23 protein-coding genes, 1 pseudogene and 1 other annotated feature (1 of these 25 running past the window's edge) are annotated in these 23,484 nt (G+C 27.6%); of the genes and pseudogenes, 17 read left to right on the plus strand and 7 right to left on the minus strand.

What is annotated here, in order from left to right:
• Positions 1-66: 66 nt before the first annotated feature.
• Both lepB and AALI31_RS00325 read left to right on the plus strand, forming a co-directional pair.
• Positions 67-786 (plus strand): signal peptidase I, encoded by a 720-nt coding sequence (lepB, locus tag AALI31_RS00320; protein ID WP_489884534.1) that lies wholly within the window; start codon positions 67-69, stop codon positions 784-786.
• A gap of 90 nt (positions 787-876) precedes the next feature.
• Positions 877-2,955 carry a HelD family protein gene (locus AALI31_RS00325; RefSeq protein WP_489884535.1) on the plus strand — a complete coding sequence of 693 codons (2,079 nt, stop codon included), beginning with the start codon at positions 877-879 and terminating at the stop codon, positions 2,953-2,955.
• Positions 2,956-2,989: 34 nt separating this feature from the next.
• Here AALI31_RS00325 and AALI31_RS00330 read toward each other — a convergent pair whose 3' ends face one another.
• On the minus strand, positions 2,990-4,162 hold the full coding sequence (locus AALI31_RS00330; protein WP_489884536.1) for a cation diffusion facilitator family transporter: 1,173 nt from the start codon (positions 4,160-4,162) through the stop codon (positions 2,990-2,992).
• Positions 4,163-4,309: 147 nt separating this feature from the next.
• Here AALI31_RS00330 and AALI31_RS00335 point away from each other — a divergent pair, with 147 nt between their 5' ends.
• The 4 genes from AALI31_RS00335 to AALI31_RS00350 all read left to right on the plus strand — a co-directional run bounded on the left by AALI31_RS00335 (position 4,310) and on the right by AALI31_RS00350 (position 9,355).
• Positions 4,310-5,509: an aspartate kinase gene (locus tag AALI31_RS00335; RefSeq protein WP_489884537.1), complete on the plus strand. Its 1,200-nt coding sequence runs from the start codon at positions 4,310-4,312 to the stop codon at positions 5,507-5,509.
• Between the two features lie 23 nt (positions 5,510-5,532).
• On the plus strand, positions 5,533-6,822 hold the full coding sequence (lysA, locus tag AALI31_RS00340; protein WP_489884538.1) for a diaminopimelate decarboxylase: 1,290 nt from the start codon (positions 5,533-5,535) through the stop codon (positions 6,820-6,822).
• A gap of 65 nt (positions 6,823-6,887) precedes the next feature.
• Positions 6,888-8,024, plus strand: coding sequence for a hypothetical protein (locus tag AALI31_RS00345; protein WP_489884539.1), 1,137 nt, complete (start codon positions 6,888-6,890; stop codon positions 8,022-8,024).
• Between the two features lie 26 nt (positions 8,025-8,050).
• Complete coding sequence (locus AALI31_RS00350; RefSeq protein ID WP_489884540.1) at positions 8,051-9,355, plus strand: M18 family aminopeptidase; 1,305 nt, start codon at positions 8,051-8,053, stop codon at positions 9,353-9,355.
• A 13-nt stretch (positions 9,356-9,368) separates the two neighbouring features.
• Here the strand turns inward: AALI31_RS00350 and ispF are convergent, their stop codons facing one another.
• From ispF to AALI31_RS00365, 3 genes are all read right to left on the minus strand, one after another.
• Positions 9,369-9,863 carry a 2-C-methyl-D-erythritol 2,4-cyclodiphosphate synthase gene (ispF, locus tag AALI31_RS00355; protein ID WP_489884541.1) on the minus strand — a complete coding sequence of 165 codons (495 nt, stop codon included), beginning with the start codon at positions 9,861-9,863 and terminating at the stop codon, positions 9,369-9,371.
• A 13-nt stretch (positions 9,864-9,876) separates the two neighbouring features.
• Positions 9,877-10,605, minus strand: a complete 729-nt coding sequence (locus AALI31_RS00360) for a pseudouridine synthase (RefSeq protein ID WP_489884542.1) — start codon at positions 10,603-10,605, stop codon at positions 9,877-9,879.
• Between the two features lie 68 nt (positions 10,606-10,673).
• Complete coding sequence (locus AALI31_RS00365; protein ID WP_489884543.1) at positions 10,674-11,606, minus strand: hypothetical protein; 933 nt, start codon at positions 11,604-11,606, stop codon at positions 10,674-10,676.
• A gap of 229 nt (positions 11,607-11,835) precedes the next feature.
• Between AALI31_RS00365 and AALI31_RS00370 the strand changes: the two genes are divergently transcribed.
• Positions 11,836-12,567 (plus strand): DUF3298 and DUF4163 domain-containing protein, encoded by a 732-nt coding sequence (locus AALI31_RS00370; RefSeq protein WP_489884544.1) that lies wholly within the window; start codon positions 11,836-11,838, stop codon positions 12,565-12,567.
• A 120-nt stretch (positions 12,568-12,687) separates the two neighbouring features.
• Positions 12,688-13,020: pseudogene (locus AALI31_RS00375) on the plus strand (ArsC/Spx/MgsR family protein); the annotation flags it as partial.
• 8 nt (positions 13,021-13,028) lie between these two features.
• On the opposite strand, the gene AALI31_RS00380 reads toward AALI31_RS00375, so the two are convergent.
• Positions 13,029-13,628, minus strand: a complete 600-nt coding sequence (locus tag AALI31_RS00380; RefSeq protein WP_489884545.1) for a hypothetical protein — start codon at positions 13,626-13,628, stop codon at positions 13,029-13,031.
• Between the two features lie 108 nt (positions 13,629-13,736).
• The gene (locus tag AALI31_RS00385; RefSeq protein WP_489884546.1) at positions 13,737-14,096 is read right to left on the minus strand and encodes a DUF1540 domain-containing protein; all 360 of its coding nucleotides are present in this window, start codon (positions 14,094-14,096) and stop codon (positions 13,737-13,739) included.
• 139 nt (positions 14,097-14,235) lie between these two features.
• Between AALI31_RS00385 and AALI31_RS00390 the strand changes: the two genes are divergently transcribed.
• The 9 genes from AALI31_RS00390 to AALI31_RS00430 all read left to right on the plus strand — a co-directional run bounded on the left by AALI31_RS00390 (position 14,236) and on the right by AALI31_RS00430 (position 22,056).
• On the plus strand, positions 14,236-14,379 hold the full coding sequence (locus AALI31_RS00390; RefSeq protein WP_489884547.1) for a hypothetical protein: 144 nt from the start codon (positions 14,236-14,238) through the stop codon (positions 14,377-14,379).
• Complete coding sequence (locus AALI31_RS00395; protein ID WP_489884556.1) at positions 14,376-14,717, plus strand: recombinase family protein; 342 nt, start codon at positions 14,376-14,378, stop codon at positions 14,715-14,717. Before AALI31_RS00390 ends, AALI31_RS00395 begins: the two co-directional genes overlap by 4 nt.
• Before the next feature lie 144 nt (positions 14,718-14,861).
• A complete protein-coding gene (locus AALI31_RS00400; RefSeq protein WP_489884557.1) occupies positions 14,862-15,089 on the plus strand; it encodes a recombinase family protein in 228 nt (75 codons plus the stop codon).
• Between the two features lie 669 nt (positions 15,090-15,758).
• Entirely contained in the window at positions 15,759-16,607 is an 849-nt protein-coding gene (locus AALI31_RS00405; protein WP_489884548.1) for a YitT family protein, read from the plus strand.
• An 86-nt stretch (positions 16,608-16,693) separates the two neighbouring features.
• Positions 16,694-17,620: a hypothetical protein gene (locus AALI31_RS00410; RefSeq protein WP_489884549.1), complete on the plus strand. Its 927-nt coding sequence runs from the start codon at positions 16,694-16,696 to the stop codon at positions 17,618-17,620.
• Between the two features lie 207 nt (positions 17,621-17,827).
• Positions 17,828-19,150: an efflux RND transporter periplasmic adaptor subunit gene (locus tag AALI31_RS00415; protein WP_489884550.1), complete on the plus strand. Its 1,323-nt coding sequence runs from the start codon at positions 17,828-17,830 to the stop codon at positions 19,148-19,150.
• A gap of 105 nt (positions 19,151-19,255) precedes the next feature.
• On the plus strand, positions 19,256-20,422 hold the full coding sequence (locus AALI31_RS00420) for an ABC transporter permease (RefSeq protein ID WP_489884551.1): 1,167 nt from the start codon (positions 19,256-19,258) through the stop codon (positions 20,420-20,422).
• Between the two features lie 58 nt (positions 20,423-20,480).
• Positions 20,481-20,927, plus strand: coding sequence for a hypothetical protein (locus AALI31_RS00425; RefSeq protein ID WP_489884552.1), 447 nt, complete (start codon positions 20,481-20,483; stop codon positions 20,925-20,927).
• 55 nt (positions 20,928-20,982) lie between these two features.
• Entirely contained in the window at positions 20,983-22,056 is a 1,074-nt protein-coding gene (locus AALI31_RS00430; RefSeq protein ID WP_489884553.1) for an ABC transporter permease, read from the plus strand.
• A 27-nt stretch (positions 22,057-22,083) separates the two neighbouring features.
• Here the strand turns inward: AALI31_RS00430 and AALI31_RS00435 are convergent, their stop codons facing one another.
• On the minus strand, positions 22,084-22,533 hold the full coding sequence (locus tag AALI31_RS00435; protein WP_489884554.1) for a hypothetical protein: 450 nt from the start codon (positions 22,531-22,533) through the stop codon (positions 22,084-22,086).
• Positions 22,534-22,743: 210 nt separating this feature from the next.
• Positions 22,744-23,484: a sequence feature (mutual gap in cmsearch alignment for this rRNA model is longer than 100), on the plus strand (it continues 565 nt past the right edge of the window).

Raw genomic sequence — 23,484 nt, forward strand, 5'->3', positions numbered from 1 at the left:
ATATTTAAATTAGATTTGTTATCTAATATAATATCATTATGTTAAGAATTGAAAGGTAGGTTTGATATGAGTTATAAAGATGACAAAGATAGTAAAGAGGATATATTTGATGAGGAAGATTTTTATGACAAAAAAGATAAACAGGATGATTATAATGATGAGTATGCCTATCTTTTAGAAGACGAAGAGGAAATAAAGGATTCAGTATGTGATACTGATACAAAAGTTAGGGCTAAGGGTAGAAGGGTTCGCAGAAAAAAGAGGGGTAGTTTTATATCCACAATACTTGAGTGGGTAATAACCATAGTTGCTGCTTTGATTATATCCTTTTTGATTAATAAATTTTTGGTTTTTAAGGTTTATATACCGTCTGAATCTATGTACCCTACTCTTAAAGTAAAGGATCAACTTTTTGTTACTAAGACATATACACCCGAGAGTATACAGAGGGGAGACATTTTGGTATTCTTTTCGGAAGAATTTAATGAGCTTTTGATAAAACGAGTTGTGGGTCTCCCTGGGGATGATGTTATCGTTAAGTCTTCTGGTGAAGTTTTAATAAATGGAGAAATTCTTGATGAGCCCTATGTAGTTCAGAAAGATGAAACTGCAGTGTTTGATTTGGAGTTTAAGGTTCCTGAAGGTAAGTATTTCTTCTTAGGAGATAATAGAGCTAATTCTCTGGATAGTAGATATTGGAGCGAACCTTATATAGATTTTGGGGACATAAGAGGAGAGGCTAGAGTAATTATATATCCACTTAACAGAATTAGATTTTTAAAGTAATTTTTATAGAGCCATTTTCTTTTAAAAAATATCCTTAAAGGATATAATTTAGGAAATGGCTTTATTTTTTTGATTGAGGAAGTAATGAATATGAATTTAAATGATGAACATTTGATAGAAAAGCAATATTTAGACAACGTTATTAATCATTTGGATAGGAAAATAAAAGAGTATCTATATAGGCGTAAAGAAATATCGGAAACTATTGTAAATTATAGAAGAAAATTTATAGAGGAATACAGAGATGATGATGATAAGGTAATTGAATACTTTGATCATGAAAATTATGGAAATGAAAAAATATTCAATATAGTTGAAAAAAAAATTAAACAACTTCTTTATTTAAAAAATAGTCCTTATTTTGGGAAAATAAAAATAGAGGATAATGAATCTTTGATAGAAGATTTTTATATAGGGTCATATGGATTTGATATAGGTGATGAAGTTCCTCTAATCATTGATTGGAGGACACCAGTGGCATCATTGTTTTATCAGGGGAAGTTGGGGAATTTTACTTATACTCTTCCTTCTAATGAGAACGTAGAAGTTAACCTTCTTGAGAGAAAGCAATTTTTGATTAAAAATGGATCAATTGTATCGATGTTTAACTCAGATATTGACATTAAGGATGAGTTTTTAAAAGAAATGCTCTCTCTTAAATCATCTAATAGACTTAAAAGTATAGTGAAAACTATTCAATCTAATCAAGATAAAATAATTAGATTAGATAGAAATTCGACTGTTGTCATTAATGGAATTGCAGGTAGTGGGAAAACTTCCATAGCTCTTCATCGGGTTGCGTATTTGCTTTATAATTTTAGGGATTATTTTAAGAATAGGGTTTTGATTTTATGTCCGAATAAAATTTTTATGAAGTACATATCTTTTGTGCTACCATCCCTTGGGGAGTATGAAGGGATTCAGAGTTTTACAGGGGAAGATTTTATTTATTTAAATACGTATGAAGATTTAAATTTCAGTTCCTATGAAACCCATATGGAGAAAATTTTAAATGATACTGTTTATGTAGAAGAATTTAAAATTAAGGGAAGTATCTCTGTAAAATTAGAATTGGATAAATTTTTAAAGCACCAAGAAGAAAATATGGAATTATCAAAAGATATTTATTTTAATGATGATCTTATAATATTAGGTAGTGAAATAAACAAATTATTTAGAGAAACTTTTAAGACTAGAGTGTTTGGCATTAAGGTGAAACTTATAAGAAAGAAAATTTTTGATAGAATAAACAAACTTAGAAATAGGTATGTTCGCGAGATAATATGTAAATATGAAAATGCTATAATCAAGGAAGACATGATAAATTATTACGATATGTTAAAAAGAAGTGAGATATATGACTTGATTTATGAATTCCATAAATTTAAATCATCATTTAATTGTCTAAACTTAAAATCTCCATATGAATTATATAAGGATTTTTATGAAAGTTTTTTTTGTAAGAAACTAAAGGATTTGGATTTTTCAGATTTGATATTGATAAAGTATATTTCATTAAGACTATATGGATCTGATAGACAAAATGAATTTAGATTGGTTGTAATAGATGAGGCTCAAGATTTTTCATATATGTTCTATGAGGTAGTAAGGCAATGCACAAAAGCTTCTTCATACATAATTGTTGGTGATTTAAATCAAAGTATTATTGGTTTCGAGGAGAATTTTGTTGAGAGCTCTGCTATGTTTAACAACCTTAATAAAATATCTTTAATAGATTCATATAGATCGACGGCGAGTATTGTTGATTATTCGAAAAAATATTTAATCGATGATATTTGTATTAACTCAATCCGAGATGGAGAAAAAGTTAAGGTTGTAGAATGTAATTTTTGTAATGTAAGGGGAATTATTAGGGATGTAATACATGATTTTGATCCTAGAGAAGATATGAGCATAGGAATATTGGTAAGGGATAAGGAAATTTTATATAAAATTTATGAATTGATAAAAAATATTAGTTATGTAAAACTTATTAACAATGAGGATCAAGTATACAATAATTCCGGTATATTTTTAACCACTGTATATTTTTCAAAAGGTATTGAATTTGATTATGCCATTGTAATTGATAACGGTATTGAGAATAGTATTTTATATATAATGCTTACTAGGGCTATGCACGGAGTTGTTCATCTTAAGATGAATTAGATATCTAAAGTACAAGCTAAGAGGGAAAACACTCTTAGCTTATTATATTATTTCTAAAAACTTTGCAATCAAATTCTGGATAATGCTTGTTTACTAAATTTTCACAGGTCTTAATGATATCAGTAGTGTCATTGTTGTAAAATTCATTCTTCATTTTCACTTCAAAGTAGATTGTGTCCTTACCATTAGTATTTAGGATTCTAAAATCTAATATATTATTTATCTCAATTATGTTCTTTTTAATTAATGAAGATATGTTTTTGTAAATGTCCAAATTTTCTTTATCATGAATTTCTACAGGATCTATATGGATTACTAAATGTATTCCTAGATTTCGCTCAATTTCTTTTTCAATCATATCTATAAGATTATGAATATTTATTAGAGATAAGTTTGATGGTACCTCTGCATGTATTGATGCGATAATTTTATTTGGTCCATAGTTGTGTACTATTAGGTCATGAAGTCCTAAAATATTTTCATATTTTAGTATACTGCTTTCAAGATTTATTACAAATGATCTACTTGGAGCTTCTCCAAGAAGGGGATTTAAAGTTTCTTTTATTAATTTAATTCCTGAATGAATTATAAAACTTGATACAATAATACCAGCGTATCCATCTAAATATATGTTTATGGAATTAGACAAAGTAAAACATATTAATAACATGATTGTTATGAGTGAGTCATACAGGGAATCTACAGCAGTTGTCTTAAGAATTTGGGAATTTATTTTTTTAGAGATTGAGAAGTTCAATATACTGATAAAAAGTTTTATCAAAATTGATACTATCAAAATAGATAACAATATCCAGTTGAAAAATATTTCTTCTTTTACGAATATTTTATTGAAGGAAGATTTTAAGAAGGATATTCCAACTAAGATTATTAAGAATGAAATTATTAAGGCCGAAATATATTCGTATCTTCCATGACCCAATGGATGTTCTTTGTCAGGAGGTTTACTCGAAAATTTAATACCTATCGCACTTATGATACATGATAAAGAATCAGATAGATTATTAAATGAATCTGCGATTATTGATATACCATTTGAAACAATACCTACAAATAGTTTTGTTAAAAATAGAGTAAAGTTTAAAAATATGCTTATGTAACTACATATTAATCCATATTTTGAACAAATTTCTTTTTTACCGATATCCTTGTGATTTTTAATAAATATTTTAAAGATAAATTCAAACATACACAGAGAACCACCTAATGTTTTTATTTAGAGTATAGCATACTTTAACTTATGTATTTATACAAGAAATTGTTGACTTAAATTATATAAGAATATAACATTGAGATTGTAGTTTGTAAAAATATATTTTTGGTGAGGAGAGGTTCAGTGTCTATAGTCGTACAAAAATATGGAGGAAGTTCTTTAAGTACTGTTGAAAAAATAAAGAGTGTTGCTAGAAATGTTACAGATTGTGTAAGTAATGGTAATAAGCTTGTTGTTGTGGTGTCTGCTATGGGTGATACTACGGATAGTTTGCTTAATATGGCAAAAAGAATAAGTGATAAACCTGATAAGAGAGAGCTCGATTCACTATTGTCAACTGGCGAGATAGTTTCTAGCTCTCTTTTAGGTATTGCCTTAAAGTCTCTTGGGTATGATGCGATAAGTTTTAATTCTTTTCAAATTCAGCTGAGAACGGAAGGGGATCATGGCAAATCTTTAATTGATGATATCAATGAAAATATAATATTAGACAGCTTAAATAGAAATAAAATAGTTGTTATCGCAGGATTTCAAGGAATAAATAGCAGTGGTGATGTAACCACTTTAGGAAGAGGAGGATCTGATACTACTGCCGTTGCACTTGCTGTAAAGTTAAGAGGTAGTTGTGAAATATATACTGATGTGGATGGTATATATAATGCTGATCCTAAAGTTTATAAGGGTGCAAAAAAATTAAGAGAAATTGATTATGAAGAAATTTTAGAGCTTTCGAGTCTTGGTGCCCAGGTCATGCATTCAAGGAGTGTTGAACTTGCTCAGAAGTATAAAATAAAAATCTATGTTGGTAAAAGTTTAGGGGAAATCAATGGAACGTATATTTGGGAGGGAAGAGATATGAATTTGGAAAGCAAACCTGTTACCGGTATAGCCACAAGTGATGATGATATTGCTTTAAGTATTAAAAATATACCCGAAAGGGGGAATATAATACCTTCTATATTCAGTGAAATTGGAGAGCATAATATAAATATAGATATGATAAGTCAGACAACTCCACTTAATGGATTCATAAATGTGTCTTTTACTATACCGAAGGATGACTTATGTGATTGTGAAAATATTTTATCCAAGTACATATCTAGAGATAACTTGATATTGGATGAATCTATTTGTAAATTTTCAGTTGTAGGTACTGGAATGAGATCGACTTCCGGTGTAGCTGCAAAAATATTTAGATTGTTTAGTGATAATAATATTTCTATAAAAATGGTTACTACATCTGAAATAAGAATTACATGTGCAATAGACAAGGATGACAAAATTAAAGCCATTAATTTGGTCGGCAAAGAATTCAACTTGTAAATATTTAGATAGGGATGATGTTAATGAAGTTACATGGATCACTCAACGTAAAAGGAAATGATTTGTTTATTGGGGATACGAAAATTAGTGATGTTGCTGAGGAATTTGGGACTCCTCTTTATTTGATGGATGAAAATCTCATAAAGAGTAATATCGGTAAATTTAAAGATTCCATGGGTGACTTAGGACAGATTGTATATGCAGGAAAGGCTTTTCTTAATACTCATATGGTAAATATATTGAAGGAAGATAATGTTTATTTAGATGTTGTTTCGGAAGGAGAACTTTATATAGCAAATAACGCTGGATTTAATATGGAAAATATAATTTTTCATGGGAATAACAAAAGTTATGATGAAATAGTAATGGGAGTTAAGTTAAAGATTGGAAGATTTGTGTGTGATTCTGTTCAAGAGATTGAGGTCATAGATGAGGTTTCTAGAGAGCATAATTTTAAAAGTAAGATATTTTTAAGGATAAATCCAGGAATCGATGCTCATACACACGAGTATATAAAAACTGCTTGCATAGATTCAAAATTTGGAATTTTTAAGGATAGAGAAGAAATTTATAAAATTTTATCTAAATATAGGGATAGTAACAATATAGAGATTGTAGGATTTCATTGTCATATAGGTTCTCAAATTTTCTCCAAGGAGGCTTTTTTAAGTGGAGTAGATGAAATGTTTAATTTGATGAACGATCTTAAATCCATGAATAAATATTTGAGGATAAATGAATTAAACTTAGGAGGAGGATTGGGTATATGCTATACTAAGGATGATACTCCTCTTACTATTGAAGAATACTGCGAAAGTATTTTGAAGAGAGTTGAATACAATTCTTTACTGTATGATATACATATCTCAAAGTTGTATTTAGAACCCGGTAGAAGCATTGTTGGGAATGCAGGTACTACAATTTATAGAATTGGAACTATAAAAGAAATCGAAGGGATTAGGAATTATGTATCTGTAGATGGAGGAATGTGTGATAATATAAGAGTGGCACTATACAATGCTGAATATGAGTGCATGATTGCTAACAGAGCGTCAGAGGAGAAAAATTATAAGGCAACAATCAGTGGTAAATGTTGTGAATCTGGGGATATTTTAATTAAAGATACATATATACCTAAACCTTTAAAAGGAGATACTTTAGCTATTTTTTCTACGGGAGCTTATTGTCATTCTATGAGTAGTAATTACAACAAATTGAGAAAATTGCCTATAGTATTTTTTTATAATGGTAATCTTAAGCTCACAACTAGAAGGGAAGACCTGGAGGATTTGATAAAATTAGATATATTATAATGAATAATTTTACCAAATATTCAAATAATAGTTTTACATTTTGAATTATTATTTGAGGAGAAAGAATGGTTAGGATTATTTTATATGAAGAAGCTTGCGAGGTTTTAAATTTACATAAGATTTTTAGGGACGATGTCAGGGTTGTTGCTTACATAAAGAATAATAACGATTATTTTGGAAACTTTATAGATAACATAAGGGTTTATTCTATACAGGTTGCAAGTAGAAAACTGAGTTTAATAGAGTTTGATTATATAATCATAAATAGTAGGTATTCGCGTAGCCTGTATGAACAGTTGAAGATTCAAGGTGTGAGTCCTGAATTTATTATAGATGTCTCTTTCTTAAATGATGATGATGTAAAAAAATGTTTTAAAGATAAGTTGATTTATTGTAGAAGAAGTGAGTTTTTAGATTTTGAGACATTGTTTATTGGTAAAAATTATATAGAAGAAAGATTTTTATCAAAACATTTTAATGATTATTTGAATGTGTCGAATAAATTTTTGGATGTACATTATAATTATCATTTGTTATATTACCTTGTTAAAAATAATAAAATAGGAAAACGAATAAGAATTGGGTTTTTTATTAACTATTCTATGATGTATGAGAACGTAGATTTGCTCGATGATAGAAGGTGTTTTATAAAAATATTTGAGGATGTATTCAATATTCACAATTTATGTAATTTAAGCAGTACATATTATGATATTTCAGGAAATAATTTTAAAAATAGTTTTAATAGTGTTTTTAATCTCGCTGATGGTGAAGCTGATTCTATAAGTAAGTTTAGCGTTTCTGAGTCTGATTTAGATAAAGTAAAATATGATACTCAGATAGAAACTATTAATTATGACGATTCAAATATGGTTGCTTTTAAAATGAATAAAAATATTATATCTCAGATGCTGAAGTTTCTTTACGATAATAATATAACTATATTTTTTATAGTACCTCCTGTGCATAAAGAATACAGAACCTATATAAATAGAACGTTGAGAAATGAGTTTTATTCTGTTATAAATAAATATTTGAGCGATAGGTTTTTTATATTTGATTATTTTAATTTTGATTTGGATGCAAATTGTTTTTGTTCTCCAACTAACTTAAATTTCATAGGATGCGATGAATTTTTAAAATTACTAAGTCTTGATATTAAAGATAGGTTTGTTTCTGGTAAATTATGTAATGATCTTTAAAAATTTAAAAAGAGGATTATTTTATAATGGAAAGTTTTGATTTAATTTTAAAAAGAGGAAATGATCTTTGTAAATTCTTAAATAAAGGGGTAAGTCAGTATCATATTGTATCAAACATAAAAGAGTCTTTATTGAAAAATGGATTCCAAAATTTTAATTATAAAAATAGATGGGATATTCCAAATAGGCTTAAAGGTTTTGTGCAATTTGGAAATTCTAGTATTTTTGCTTTTAGTTTAAATAAGGGTACGATAGATGAAGGAATTAAGTTTATTATGGCCCATTTAGATTCTCCGTGTTTAAAGATTAAGTCGGGAGGACATTCGTTAAATGTTAGTGACAACCTTTATTTAAATGTGGAAGTTTATGGTGGTGCTATTCTAAGTACTTGGCTTGATAGAGGTCTTTCTATTGCAGGTAAGGTTTTTGTAAAATCCAAGGATTATAGTTCCACGTTTAAGATTGAAGAGGTATTATTAGACTTTAAGGATGAGGTAGCATTTATTCCTAATTGTCCTATTCATTTGAACAGGGAAATAAATTCAGGATTTGCTTTGAACAAACAGAAGCATATGATGCCTATCGTACTTACAAGTGATGTAAATAATATAAATTCTTTTGAACAATTAATTTCTGAATACTTAAATATACGTGAGGATGATATAATTGATTTTGATCTATGTTTATATGATACTCAGAGAGCGAAGATAATAGGTGGGAATAATGAGTTCATACAAAGTAAAAGAATTGATGATTTGGCTATGGCTGAGATAAGCATTTATTCTTTATTAAATTCTGATTCTGATTCGAACAAATTTGTATGCCTATTTGATGGAGAGGAAGTTGGAAGTTCTGTTATTGAGGGAGCAAATTCAAGTACGTTTACAAATATACTAATGAGAATTTATAAAGCTATGGGGATAGATAGTGAGGATATGTTTAGTTCTCTTGATAATAGTTTTATAATTTCTGCTGATATGGCTCACGGATATAATAACAACTATAGCGATCGATTTGATGATTTAAATAGATGTATTTTAAATAAGGGGGTTGTGATAAAAAATAGTTACAATAAAAACTATATTACAACTGGAGAAAGCTCTGCATATTTCAAATCGTTATGCGATAGGGCTGATGTGCCATATCAAATTTATTTTAATAGATCAGATATGTATAGTGGATCTACAATAGGTCCTATAATTACAAGATATGTATCTATAAGGGGTATTGATGTCGGTAATCCTATGTTTGCCATGCACTCTTGTAGGGAGACTGCAGGGATACTCGACCATTATTACATGACCAAAGTTTTTAGAGAATATTTTAAATAAAATATCAGCCACATCAATCGAGTTGGCTGATGTTTTTGTTTTTACATATGAGGCATACAGCATGACACGCTATACCTTTTTCTTCACCAATAAATCCCAATTTTTCACTCGTAGTAGCCTTTATACCTATTGACGATTCTGAAATACCTAAAACTTTAGATATGTTTTCCTTCATTATATCTATATATGATTTGAGCTTAGGTCTTTCGCAAACTACAACACTATCTATATTAACTATGTAAAAATTTTTCTCTTTAACCATAGTATAGGCTTTATAAAGTAATTCCAAAGAATTCGCATTTTTAAAATTACTATCACAGTCTGGGAAATATGTGCCTATGTCGTATAAATCAGCAGCTCCTAGTAAGGCATCTATAATTGCGTGTACTAAGCAGTCACCATCAGAGTGTGCAATTGTTCCCTTTTCATGTGGAATTGATACTCCTCCTAAAATGAGCTTACGATTATAATCGAGTTTGTGAACATCATAACCAATTCCTATTTTCAAAATATAATCTCCTTTATTCAGAAAAACCAAAGTAATTTATTCTAGAAAACAACTCTGATAGTTCTTTTTTGTCAAGATGTCTATATTCTCCTATTTTCAAATTCTTGAGCTTTATGTTCAAAATACGTATTCTTTTCAAAGATACAACTTTATATTCTAACGCCTCGCACATACGGCGTATCTGTCTGTTAAGACCTTGAGTCAAAATTATTTTAAATGAGTATTCATTTAATTGTTTAACTTTACATGGTTTTGTAATTTGACCTAGTATATTAACTCCATTCTCCATTTGATTTATAAACTTTTGTGTTATCAGTTTGTTTACTTTAACAACATATTCCTTTTCATGATTGTTTTCCGATCGAAGGAGTCTATTTACTATATCTCCATCGTTTGTCAGAAGAATTAGACCATAAGAATTTTTATCAAGACGACCTATTGGGAAAATCCTTTTTTCAAATTTCATAAAATCTATAATATTAGATTTATCATTTTTGTAAGTCGTACAAGTTATACCGAGAGGCTTATTTAAGGCTATGTAAACAAAGTCTACATTCCTATGAATTTGAAATAACTTTTGGTTACTTTTTATGTATACTTGGTCATTTTCATGAACAATTGTACCAAGAGTTGCCTTTTCATTATTTACAAATACCGATCCTTGTTTTACTAAGTTGTCACTATAACGCCTAGAATAATCACCATACGTAGATAGAAATTTATTAATTCGCATTTTTTTCATTTAATATATCACCGTGTTTGTTACAGTTAAAATAAAATTATCCAGTCAATTCTATCATATAAAGCATACTAAGTGCTATTTATTTTTACTAAATTCCCAGAATTATTTATTATTATGTTAATAGGAATATCCTTTAATGAATTTTCTAGGTTTTCAAAAAAATTATTATCAAGTGGAGGACCTATTATATATATTTTTACTTTTTCTCCAGGAATCAGGATATTGTTTTCTAGTCCGTAATTAATGAATGAGTATATAGTATTGTTAATCTTTGAATTTAAGTTTTTAGCATATTTAATCATGTTTTTAGCAGATTTGTTAGAAGATTTGTATGAAATAACGCGTCCACCATGATTGATTTTCATATGCATCGTTAAATTCATTTCAATTATCACATGATTACTAGGTATACTATAAACCGAGGTATAGAACATCATTAATACTGAGATTACAAAAAATAACTTGTACTTTAAATTTATGTATTTATAAGTTTTATCCTTGTATACAAATGGTTCTCCTATTACTTTTTTAAAATAAGTTTTACTAAAAATATTTAAGTTTTCATTTAATATTATTGTGTATTTTTTAGTCTGTTTTATCACTATTGATAGACAGTTTTTGTTTTTATATATAGTTGAAAAGTCTATATTATTAAATAAATAAAAGGTTAGATGTGAGCATGATTTTTCAGTAAATAAAATAGTATAAAATTTTATTAATTCAATATTTTTTTTGTATAAATTAAAATCATGATTTTTAAAGTATAATGATACCATTTTTAATATGTATATATCGGTTATATCAGTTATTTTATTTTTTTTAATACACATTGATATATGCTTTGATAAATTTAAGCATTTAAGTTTATCATCTAGAGATATTTTATTGAATTTTTTGAATTCTATAGCTGTAAAGGATTTGCTTTGTGATAAAAAGATAAAAATATCTTTCATGACTTTAAATTTTAAATTATTATTATTTAAAATTAGACTATTTTTCATAAATGAAATATCCTTCTAATGAGTTTAAATTATATGAGTTATAAGAGTACTTTAATTAAAGAGTATTTAATTATTTTGCTGTTATTTTGAAATTTTATACCATTTGATATATAGATAAAATCAAGTATAGAATTGTTTTAAATAGATTAATAAATAGTTGAAAATTCGTTTATAATGATTAAAAATGGATATAAATATTAGTAGCGTGATTAAGTTGGGGGGATGTGAAATGAAATTAAATATTTTTAAATATGGGGTTTGCTTTTTTTTATTATTTACTTTAGGGTTTAGTTTAAGATTTTCTAGTGCTAAAGTGAGCAATGGTATAATTGTGAATACAGTGAATTTAAGTGAAAATGTTGGTAATATAATATTTAATATAAGATATCCTGAGATTAAGTTTTCCAATGAACATGTACAAAATAAGATAAATATTTTAATAAAGGAAAATATTTATGAATTTAAAAAATATATAGAAGATGTGTATAATGAAGCCTTATCCGTTTACCCTCAAGAAACTGTAAACTTTTTACCTTATTCTAATTACGAGGGAAGTGCAATATTCGATTATGAGATTGTAGAAAATATATTATCTATTAAAATTACATTTTCTCAGTTTACAGGAGGTGCACATCCCATAGTTTCAGTAAAGGAGTATAATTTTGATTTAGGCACAGGTGATATTTTAAATCTTGAAGATATTTTCAACGGCAATGGAAAAAACAATTATAAAAATTTAATAAGTGATATAATCTTAGATAAAATGAATCAAAATCCTGAAAGCTACTTTGTAGATGAGTTTAAGGGTGTAGATAAGAATACAGGTTATTATTTGACTAGAGATGATATAGTTATATTTTTTCAATTGTATGAAGTAGCACCATATTCATCAGGTATAGTAGAATTCAAGATACCTTATTCTAAATTATATGATTATCTTATTTTCAACAATTCAAAGTAAGGGGTTTATCTCTTACTTTTTTTGTGTAAATTTTATATAATATTTTTAAAATAAGTCTAGGGAGGATGATAGATTTTGAAATCAGTATTTTTAGATTATTCAAAATGAACAAGTGTTCGAAAGGCTAAGGATTGGCTTAATAAAAATAATATAGATGTTGAGTTTAGATCTTTGATTTCTAGTACTCCAACAGAAGATGAAATTAGATCATGGGTTTTTAAGTATGGTGTTGATGTAAGGAAATTTTTTAACGTAAATGGAAGGGTATTTAAGGAAAATAATCTGAGAGATAAAATAGATACTATGTCTGTAGAGGAGTGCTGTAGGATATTATCGCAAGATTGGATGCTTATAAAAAGACCAATATATATGGATGAAACTAATATACTTTTTGGATTTAAGCAGAAGGAGTGGGAAGAAAATATACTAAAAAAACAAAGCTATTGTAAATAGCTTTGTTTTTATATGGTTATATCAGAGAAACCACAGATTTTAAAGGTTTTGTTTATATTTTCAATATGTATCGTTTGTTTTAGATTTTGACAATAACCGTCTGCGTGCTTGGAATTATAAACTATTTTACAAGTATACGAATCTTTGGCTACCTTTTTAAAATTTTCTATTTTAAAAGATTCTATGACATTTTGATTATCTTCTATTATCCAAGACGGATTATTACTGAATAGATCTTTGAGCTGTAACTTTATATTATCATTTGATATTAAATAGAGTAAGGTACCATTTTTGTCTCTAATACCAGTAGCCCATAGATTAGCTATGGAGTTTTTGTTATCAATCTTAACGAAATTTGAAGATTGTTCCCATAATGTGTTTCTAAAACTTAGATCTTTAATTAAATCTAAGTATATTTTTTTAGTGATCTCTATCTCTGATATTGCATCTACTGTATCGTTTTTGTAATTTTTAATATTTAAATTAGGATCTTCTATGGAGTGTACGGTATAAGAGGTCTTAAAATATTCTTTACATAAAGGTTTCATGCTATGTAGTGGGGAAAATATTTGAAAATTAATCAATACAAGTAATATGAAGTATTTCATTGATGCAAGCTCCCTTCTAAATTTGTTACGTAATATTGTTTGAGTAATGACAGTAATTATTCATAAATTTTATAATAAAAAATATAACAACATACGATTCGTATGTTGTTACTTGCAAAAAGTACTGCAGTAAGTAAATGTAGAGCTACCAGTAGTACCACCTACAATGTTTATGTTACTGGATGAGCATACGCCAGAGTTATTAAATTTACATGCCCTAGCATCACATTCTATATTTGGATACATTACAATACCAGAATTTGAAAAAAATTGTTTAATTTCACCGCTTATGTTCATATTAGAAAGTGAATTAAGCGAATTCTCGATATTTTTTTCCTGAAATGTAGAACAATGGGTATCTGGTGTTATTGAAGCATTTAAACCGCTTATGTGAATTTTATTTGCAGAGCACAGGTTATTTGTATAATGAACGCAGTTACTTACAGAACAGGTCAAAGGACCATTCATAATAATCACTCCTAATTTTAAAAATGAACTCTTTATTATTATTAACGTATTTTAAAATTTAAATACGATATTTTAAAACTTGTAAATCTAAAATGTGGATAAGGGAGGTAAAAATATCATAATACTGATCAAGGTAAATATGACATTTATAAATAAAGGGTTTAAGGGTTTTAAGAAAATAAATAAGGGTGTTCTATTAAATGGGAATATTATAGATCAGGGGTATATACTAGACTTTCTAACGAACGAACAGAACATTGGGGAAGTAAATCACAGTCAATAGAATCTCAGATATTTTGTTGTAAAGAACATGTAAAGAAGATGAGAGCTACTATTTTTAAAATATATAAAGATTACGAATTTAGTGGAACTAATTTTGAAAGACCTGCTTACAAAGAAATGATTGAAGATATTAAAAAGTATAAAATAAATTGTATTATGATTAAAAATTTATCTCGATTTGGATGTGATTGTCTAGAAATGGGAATACTTATTGAAAAAGTTTTTCCATTTTTAGGAGTTAGATTTATATCAATAAACAACAACTATAATAGTTTGAATGAAAATGAATTTCAAAATAGTGTAGATATTAGATTTAAAACTCTGCTATATGGTTTTTAGTTTAAAGATATTTCAAATAGAGTTAAATTAACGCTTAGTAAATTAAAAAAAGAAGGTAAATTTTTATCTTGGACTCTATCTTACTGGTATATAAAAGATCCTAATAATAAATATAGGATAATTATCGGTAAAGAAACATGTGAAATTGTAAAAAAGATATTTAAGATGGCAAATGAGAATAAGTCTTTTAGAGATATAGCTAAGATATTAAATTTTGAAAATATTATTACTACGAGTGATAGAAAAAGACAAATTATTCATGTGGATTATAATTACTTGAAGGTTTTTGTAAGAAATAATAAAGATAGCATATGGAGAAATGATAGTGTTTTAGATATTTTGCATAATGAAACATATATTTGGAACATATGATTCCAATAAATTTTTTACTACTTTAATTGGTAGTAACTGTAAAAAGCATATAAAACAAGAGGATTGAGAATGTGTATTGGATAGTCATGATCCTATAATTACAAAAGAATTGTTTAATTCTGTTCAATAAAAATTAAAGCAGAAACGTTCTAAGTATAGATCTAAGAATGATTTGAGTAAACCTGTTCAGTAATGGATGCTGTAAGAGTTTGTTAAATGTAGTGAATATAAGTATCGTTTAATGTGTTCCGTTAGTTATAAACGATACCAATATTTTAAGTGTAATATTTGTAAACTTAAAAGGAATGAATATCATTATAACTAAGGCTAAAGAAATCTAAGGTAGATTAGTTAATATATTAAACAGTATTTTTAATAATCATGAAAAAACTAAAACAAAAGAATTTTTAATGGAAAATAATAATTTTTAGAAATTAAACTTAAAAAATAAATTAATTAAATAAGGGTATTATTCATCTATTAATAGATCTGATTATATTTAAATTGTTGTCATTATTGAGTATTAATTTGAAACTGTTTTTATATATAGAAATGTAGTTTAATTTTATTTTTAAAAGATTGACTTTAGTGGGAATATATGTGTTGTAAGTTAGTTATATAAACATATCTTTGATATGGTAGAATATGGTTTAAGATAGGAGGTTTTACATGAGAATCAGAACTATTATTTTTGAATTAGTTACAATTTTTTTTTCCTGCATTTTGGTTGCCATAGCTCTAAATATGTTTTTGGCTGAAGCTAAGCTTTTAAGTGGTGGAGTTACAGGTATTTCTTTTCTCGTGGAGTATGTAACTGGGGTTAATGCTGGTATACTTTATTTAGTATTGAATTTACCATTATTTATATTGAGTTATTTTAAAATATCATTGAAATTTACTATATATTCCGTTATAGGAGCGGTTTTGTTATCTATATTTTTATTTTTAACCTCTGATTTTAAAGGAGTGTTTAATATAGATGATCCAATTTTAAGGGGACTTTTTGGGGGAGTTTTATCGGCTGTTGGGAATGCATTAATGTTTAAGGTAAAAGCATCAACAGGTGGAATAGATATATTAGCTGTCATAATGAGAAAAAAAAATCCAACTATAAATATGGGAGATATAACTTTCGTTGTTAATTTAGTAATAGTTATTTTATCTGTATTGCTCTTAAGAGATGTTTCTAAAGCCCTTTATTCTCTAATATCTATGTATACTTCAACCGTTGTTTTAAATAAAATAATATTTGGATTTAATAGAAAATACTTAGTTTTTATAATAACTAAGTCCCCAGAACAAATAAAAGAATACATATTAAATGTTATAAAGAGAGGGGTTACGGCCATTGATTCTGAGGGATGTTACACAAAGGAAAAACAAAATGTTTTGTATACTATCATTGATATAAACCAATATGTTTCACTTAGAAATAAAATGCCAGAACTGGATCCTAATGCTTTTTTATCAGTTATGGAAACTAAGAGTGTTTATGGAAATGGATTTTCTGAAGTTTAATGTAACATGAATTCTAAATTTTCATATAGTAAAAATAAAAATGTAATTATAGAGATGAGTTTAATTTTTATAATTTAATTAACAATATGGATGAATTTATGGGAGATTTAGAAGATATGAAGGATAATAATGTATTTAGTGATCAAGATTCTTTTTATACAGAAATAGCGTCATTTTCAAGTGGTAATGATAGGGTAAGGTTTAATTATGATAATTCATCTTATACAAATAATGTAAATAGGAATTGTTGCGGTATTAAGGAAAATTTTTACACAATGAGAATAAAATTGTTTGGTAACATTAGTTTTATGAATAGCGTGTGTAATGAATTATTATTGGATGGAACATCTGGTAATTATGTCTATGTTGATAATACTGCATATTTAGATAATAAAACTTTTAATCCTAATTTATATTTAAATAATATCTTAACTGGAATCTATGCTAGTGATAAAGATAGACTTGTTGAGCTATCTATGTCTAAGACATTAGGTTCATCCAATTGTAATCACGATGATAGTAAAATTCAATGTACTGGTTTCAAATTATCTGAGATTATGTCTAGCATTGGAGATTTAAGTACATTAAGTGATTTTTCTCATGAATTCTCAGCTGATATTTGTGTGGAGCAAGATGTGTGCTTTATAAATAAATGCTTCGGAAGATATGTAGTTTTTAATTTTAAATTATATAATACTGGATGTGGTATTTCACAAAATTTACTATTCAAAGATATATTTCCATCTGATATACATTTAGATAAAAGAGGTATATTTATAGATGGAAATAGAGTTTGTGATGATCGTGTAGATATTAGTAATAACAAGGTATTGATTAAATTACCAAATTTAGGTTGTAAGGAAGGATTAAATATAACTATAGTTGGATGTACATTTTTACGAAGTAGCGGTATTAATTTTGCAACTATTTCCTATGTAAGCAAGGTATTTAAGTGTTTAAATGGATTTGATATAAATATTTCACAAAAGATTAGCAATACAAAAATTTTATAAATTTACAGGAAGGAATACTTAAATTTAAGTATTCCTTTTTGTTTTTTATAAGTTACATATAAATGTATCATTATGGATAAAATATCAAAATATTAAGGTAATTGTCTATTGTATATAATAATTAAGAGAATAGTATAATACTTAAATTAATTGTAAACAATAATAGTTGACATAATTTGCTGGATATTTTTATTAGGAGGAGTAGAGGTGATTTTTAGGAGAATCAGTTCCAGTTTATCTATAGGTTTCGTAATTATTATTTTAGCAATATCGGTATTATTTTTATCTGTAGGTGCTGTCAAAAAATCCAAGCTGAATGGATATTCGAGTGTTAAAGTATCAAGTGTTTATACTGGAAGTGTACAAAGTTATTTAGATGTAAACGTAATTATAAAATCTCAGAATTGTAAAGAATACTATGGAAATCAGTTAAGAGTTAAAAAGTTGTGTGTAGATAGGGGAGATTACGTCGAAAAGGGGCAAAAAATAGTAGTCTTTGATAGTAGTGATATATTATCTCAGTATACTCAAGCACAAATACAGTTGGAGAATGCAATACTTCAAAAAAATCAAATGGTTGTAAATAGAGAAAATTTTCAGAAACAGAAAAAAATTATACAAGATGAAATAGATAGAATAAAAGATGCCAAAGAAGATAATGAAAGTTTTGTAGCTGAACTTGAAGAATCTTTTGAAGATAGCAAAATATCATCTTCTAAAAATAACTTAGTTATTTCCAATTATAGTGATGATATAGATGATTTGATCAAAGAAGGAGAGGATTTAAGGAAAACTCTTTCTGATCTTGAAAGACAAAGGGATGCTATTCCAGAAATTACTGATGACCAAATAAAACTTTTAGATAATTCGATAACTTTAGCTGAGAATAATTTAAATAATATACAAGAAAAAATAGATATGTATAAGGATATTCAGGCAGATTTTAATGGTGTCATTACGGAAATTAATATACGTGAAGGAAGCTATACTCAACCAGGTTCGGTAATACTTGTACTCCAAGACATACAAAATCTCAAAGGAGTGACTTTGATTTCCCAACAGAATGTGTCTAAGGTAAAGTTAGGCCAGGAGGTCATAATAAATGATCCAGTAGGAATATACAAAGGTAAAGTTTCTCAAATAAGTGAACTTATAATAAACAATAGGGATTATTTGAATTTTGGAAATAGTTTTGATATGAAAGATAACTCATTTGTAGCTGAAATCGAAATTATAGATCCAAACGAAAGATTAAAAGTTGATTTTTCTTTAAATGGCAAAATTGTACTTGACGATACTTTAAGCATTTTAAAGATTCCTATTGAATCAATTACATATGATGAGAATAATTTACCATATGTTTTTGTAGTTAAGGATAATGTGATTCATAAAACTTACGTAGTGACTGGAGGAGTTTTTAATGGTCATGTTCAGATTATAGAGGGGCTTAATGATTCTGAAAAAGTTGTTTTAAATCCTTCTAGGGATTTGGTTGGTGGTAATAGGGTCAGAATCATTGGAAGTAAATGAATTAAGTACATATTTTTATGGTTAATAGTTTGATTTTATTAATTTTGTAGATATGAGTTATTGTTATGAATTTTCCAGAGTAGCAAATTCAGAGGGTGAGTAATCTTGTTTATAAAAAACATAAAATTATCTGCAAAAGTTATAAAGAAGTTTTTATTGAAAAATTTTTGTCTTTTCACTGGTACTGTATTTTGTATAGGCATGCTTGTAGTTGTATTTAGTATTTCAAAGAATGGTAATAGTAGAGGTTTACACAGGTTAAGAAAATACGATCATAAACTTATAAAAATTTCTATGGGTGATTCGAGTGAACTCAGAAGTGCGGGATATATTAATTCCAATTATGTAAGGAAACTTAAATACATATCTGATTATATTGAGTCTGTATCTCCTGAAGTTTGTTTTAAAGGCATTTTGAGCAATGGGTTTAATAATTTAAAATGTTTTATCGTATGTGGAAATGAAGATTATAAAAGATTTTCGGATATAGATATGATTCATGGAAGATTTTTAACTGAGTATGAATGTGTAAATAAGTTAAATGTAGTAGTTATAGATCGGGATATTAGTATTGAGCTATTTGGAACTGAGAATTCTATTGGTAGGGAGGTGTATATTGAAAATAACAAAAAAAAGGATCTTTATAAAATAGTAGGAGTCATTAAATATCGAGGGAATGTTTTTAATGGTAGGAGTTTTTGTAGAAATTATTTTTGTATTATACCTTTTGAAAATTACGTATGTAAATTTAGTCTATATTCTGAATTTGATTGCATGTATGCAAGTATAAAGAGTGATGATAATTTTGGAGATACGTGTAATTCTATAATAAATTTTTTGAGAATAGTTAATGATAGTTCTGATGTGATATACAGAGTTGAAGACATCAAATGCGATTACCAGATATTAAGTAAGGTGAACAGTAAGATAAGAATATTAATTTTAGGTTTAAGTATTTATATATTAAGTTTAACGGTTATGAATGTTACGAATTCAATTAAAATTAAGAAATTTAAAGATGAAGATTTTGAGGAGTATAGTTTTCTTGGAATCTATATAATCCAATCTATTATGACAGGTTTATTTATTACAGTATGTGGAATTATTTTAGGAGTTGTGATATCAGGTCTTATTTGTCTTGTTTATAACATTAAGGTAAATGCAACGTGTATTTATACATTTTTATTTGTTCATCCTATTGTTAGTACAACATTTGGAGTTTTTCCTTTTTTAAAGTATTTTGAAGTTAATAATGGTGGATTTACATTATGAATAAAAAACTAATTAGTTGGAAGAATAACTGTATTTTGTAGTAAGGGGTGTATATAGGTTGTTTTTGAATAGTGATAAAAATAAAGATATTGCAATTGACCAGGTATTGGGTAATGTTTATTCAGATTATCATGATGCCTGTGAGAGGAAGATTGTAGGTATTAAGCTTTCTGATTTAATTAATATATATAATGAGAGAAGAAAGTATATAACTGATTTGTTGAGAGATCTTAATTTTAGATCTTACATTGGAGATGGTTTCGAGTTGCAAGTAATGGAGCTTTTTGAAAATGTTAGAGAGTTATTATTAGAAGGAAATGAAGAACTTATGTGTAAATGTATGGAGTCTATTTGCGCTGGAAAAGAAAATGTTATTAGGTTTATGGTAGATCAAAATTATTGTATAGATGATAGTGTTAAGTATGTAATGAACATTTTGTTGGACGAGTATTCTTACCATATAAAATATTTAAATCATGCTATTAATGTATTAAGAGATAATTAAATATAGTTTTAAGTAAATCTATGTATGTTTATTTTATCAAGAGGGTGAACTTTGGATGGGTAATGGTGTAGGTAGAAATTCTAGTAAAGTTTTCATATGTTCCATATTTGTCTCTTATTTTATATTTATGCTAACTTATGGAGTTGGTAGTTTAAGATATAGTCATGAGGGAGACTTGAATTTTGTAGAGTTTAAATTTAATGAGGTACAGAGTAAATATGATTATATTATAAATAATATGAATGTTGGGAATATAGAGGAAAATAATAGAGAGGTATTGTACCTGGAGGAAATAAGGGATGAAATAAGTAAAAATTTAGAAAGAGAAGGAGAATTTTGGCTTATTGATTTAAAAAATATTATAAAACATAAACAAGATATGCTTATCAATGGATTTTTAGATAATAGTAAAAATTATAAAGAAAGCTCAGATTATATGAAACTTAAAAATGAGATAGATGAGTACAGTACATATTATAATTTGAAATGTAAGCCGTTAGATTATAATGAAAGCAGATTTATTCGATATTTTTCTCTGATGTTCAATAGTAGAGTACATCAAATTGCTTTAACAATAGTTGTTTTAAGTGTTTTCATTGTGTTTATACGATTCACAATGTATGATGAAGGACTTTGGAAGTTGTTTTGGATTATTACATTGCCAATAGTTTTTATGCAAATTTTAATTTTTACGATTTGGATTGCAGCAGATAAAAATTTTGATCCTTTTTATCCAACTAGGATTGTTAAAAATTTTGGATTAGACTTTAGTATTAGATATAGTATCATACCTTTCTATAAGATAGTTATTTTTACGGTTTTAGTTGAGGTTTCATATGTTTTGTTTTTTGTTAGTTTTCTAAAAATAATAGATACAATATTTAATACTTTTTATCTTAAAATTTTTGGTATTTTTATTTTTATGTTGGGAATGATAAGTATTTTGTTTACAAATTACTCAGGAATCTCTTTTATATCTTATGGTAAATTCTTAGATATAACGAGGGGATATGAATTTTTATACAGAAAGGGAGAATTTTTTAATATATATTCCTTTTTAATCTCTATACTTGTTAGTATATTTTTATATGGTTTTGTCCGATTACGTAAAAAAATATATTCTAAATAATTTAAATTATTTAGAATATATTAAAAATTAATTTATTTCGGCTTTATCCTGAGTTCTAGGGTATATAAATTCTATTCCATAATCCTTTATCCATCCCTTAAGATTATAGGATAGATTTACATCATTTACTATTATTTCGTACCAGTATTCGCCTTTTATAAATATCTTTGATAATATTTTAATTTCGGTATTTTTCTGTATGTTAACTATCTTAGGTGCAAAATCAAATGGTGCAATTTTTATCGATGCAGTATTTTTAAGAAATGCAGTAGAAACTTCTATTTTTACAAATTTAATATCAGTATTTGAAATATTATCTATAGAGTTTTTAATTAATTTAGTACGATTATATTCTTTTACAATTAAGCTATTTTGTCTCAATAAATAAATAATTTTTGTTTTTTGTTTTTCAATTTTATGTAGTAAGTAAATAATGGCAAAACATAACATTATAATAAAAAAAACAGTTAATTTCATACAAACTCCTTAACTAAATAAAAAATATATATTATATAGGTGTACAAAGTATGAGTGAATGGTAATGGTAGAGGGAGGCTGAAGCAATTATAAAAAAAGGTATTGACAAATGGGGGGAGGATTTGGTAGGATTATGGAGTTAAGAGGAGTAGATCATTGACAATTGAATAGGTAATGGAAGAGTCGACGTTAATTTTGAGAGTAAGAGAGAAGGATAAGAGTTTGATCCTGGCTCAGGACGAACGCTGGCGGCGTGCCTAACACATGCAAGTTGAGCGAATTTATGGGGAGAGATCTTTGTAAGTTAGCAGCGAACGGGTGAGTAACACGTAGATAATCTGTCCTATATTGGGGGATAGGCCGATGAAAATTGGATTAATACCGCATATGGCTTATGTATTGCATGATATGTAAGTGAAAGGATGAGAGTTTGATATAGGAGGAGTCTGCGGCACATTAGCTAGTAGGTGAGGTAAGGGCTTACCTAGGCGACGATGTGTAGCCGATCTGAGAGGATGGGCGGCCACAATGGAACTGAGATACGGTCCATACTCCTACGGGAGGCAGCAGTGGGGGATATTGCACAATGGGGGAAACCCTGATGCAGCAACGCCGCGTGAGTGAAGAAGGTTTTCGGATTGTAAAGCTCTGTTAGCAGGGAAGAGTGAGGACGGTACCTGCAGAGGAAGCCACGGCTAACTACGTGCCAGCAGCCGCGGTAATACGTAGGTGGCAAGCGTTGTTCGGAATAACTGGGCGTAAAGGATGCGTAGGCGGTTGAGTAAGTTATGTGTTAAATATATAGGCTTAACCTATAGAGAGCATATAAAACTGTTTAACTAGAGTGCAGGAGAGGTAAGTGGAATTCCTAGTGTAGCGGTGAAATGCGTAGAGATTAGGAAGAACACCAGTGGCGAAGGCGACTTACTGGACTGTAACTGACGCTGGTCT

The sequence above is a fragment of the Anisomitus miae (SeqCode) genome (genome assembly GCF_054906395.1).

What these genes read in the sequence shown, in the direction of transcription:
- lepB (WP_489884534.1), top strand. Translation starts at nt 67, where the DNA reads ATGAGTTATAAAGATGACAAAGATAGTAAAGAGGATATATTTGATGAG.
- AALI31_RS00325 (WP_489884535.1), top strand. Translation starts at nt 877, where the DNA reads ATGAATTTAAATGATGAACATTTGATAGAAAAGCAATATTTAGACAAC.
- AALI31_RS00330 (WP_489884536.1), bottom strand. Translation starts at nt 4,162, where the DNA reads ATGTTTGAATTTATCTTTAAAATATTTATTAAAAATCACAAGGATATC.
- lysA (WP_489884538.1), top strand. Translation starts at nt 5,533, where the DNA reads ATGAAGTTACATGGATCACTCAACGTAAAAGGAAATGATTTGTTTATT.
- AALI31_RS00345 (WP_489884539.1), top strand. Translation starts at nt 6,888, where the DNA reads ATGGTTAGGATTATTTTATATGAAGAAGCTTGCGAGGTTTTAAATTTA.
- AALI31_RS00350 (WP_489884540.1), top strand. Translation starts at nt 8,051, where the DNA reads ATGGAAAGTTTTGATTTAATTTTAAAAAGAGGAAATGATCTTTGTAAA.
- AALI31_RS00360 (WP_489884542.1), bottom strand. Translation starts at nt 10,605, where the DNA reads ATGAAAAAAATGCGAATTAATAAATTTCTATCTACGTATGGTGATTAT.
- AALI31_RS00365 (WP_489884543.1), bottom strand. Translation starts at nt 11,606, where the DNA reads ATGAAAAATAGTCTAATTTTAAATAATAATAATTTAAAATTTAAAGTC.
- AALI31_RS00370 (WP_489884544.1), top strand. Translation starts at nt 11,836, where the DNA reads ATGAAATTAAATATTTTTAAATATGGGGTTTGCTTTTTTTTATTATTT.
- AALI31_RS00380 (WP_489884545.1), bottom strand. Translation starts at nt 13,628, where the DNA reads ATGAAATACTTCATATTACTTGTATTGATTAATTTTCAAATATTTTCC.
- AALI31_RS00385 (WP_489884546.1), bottom strand. Translation starts at nt 14,096, where the DNA reads ATGAATGGTCCTTTGACCTGTTCTGTAAGTAACTGCGTTCATTATACA.
- AALI31_RS00390 (WP_489884547.1), top strand. Translation starts at nt 14,236, where the DNA reads ATGACATTTATAAATAAAGGGTTTAAGGGTTTTAAGAAAATAAATAAG.
- AALI31_RS00405 (WP_489884548.1), top strand. Translation starts at nt 15,759, where the DNA reads ATGAGAATCAGAACTATTATTTTTGAATTAGTTACAATTTTTTTTTCC.
- AALI31_RS00410 (WP_489884549.1), top strand. Translation starts at nt 16,694, where the DNA reads ATGGATGAATTTATGGGAGATTTAGAAGATATGAAGGATAATAATGTA.
- AALI31_RS00430 (WP_489884553.1), top strand. Translation starts at nt 20,983, where the DNA reads ATGGGTAATGGTGTAGGTAGAAATTCTAGTAAAGTTTTCATATGTTCC.
- AALI31_RS00435 (WP_489884554.1), bottom strand. Translation starts at nt 22,533, where the DNA reads ATGAAATTAACTGTTTTTTTTATTATAATGTTATGTTTTGCCATTATT.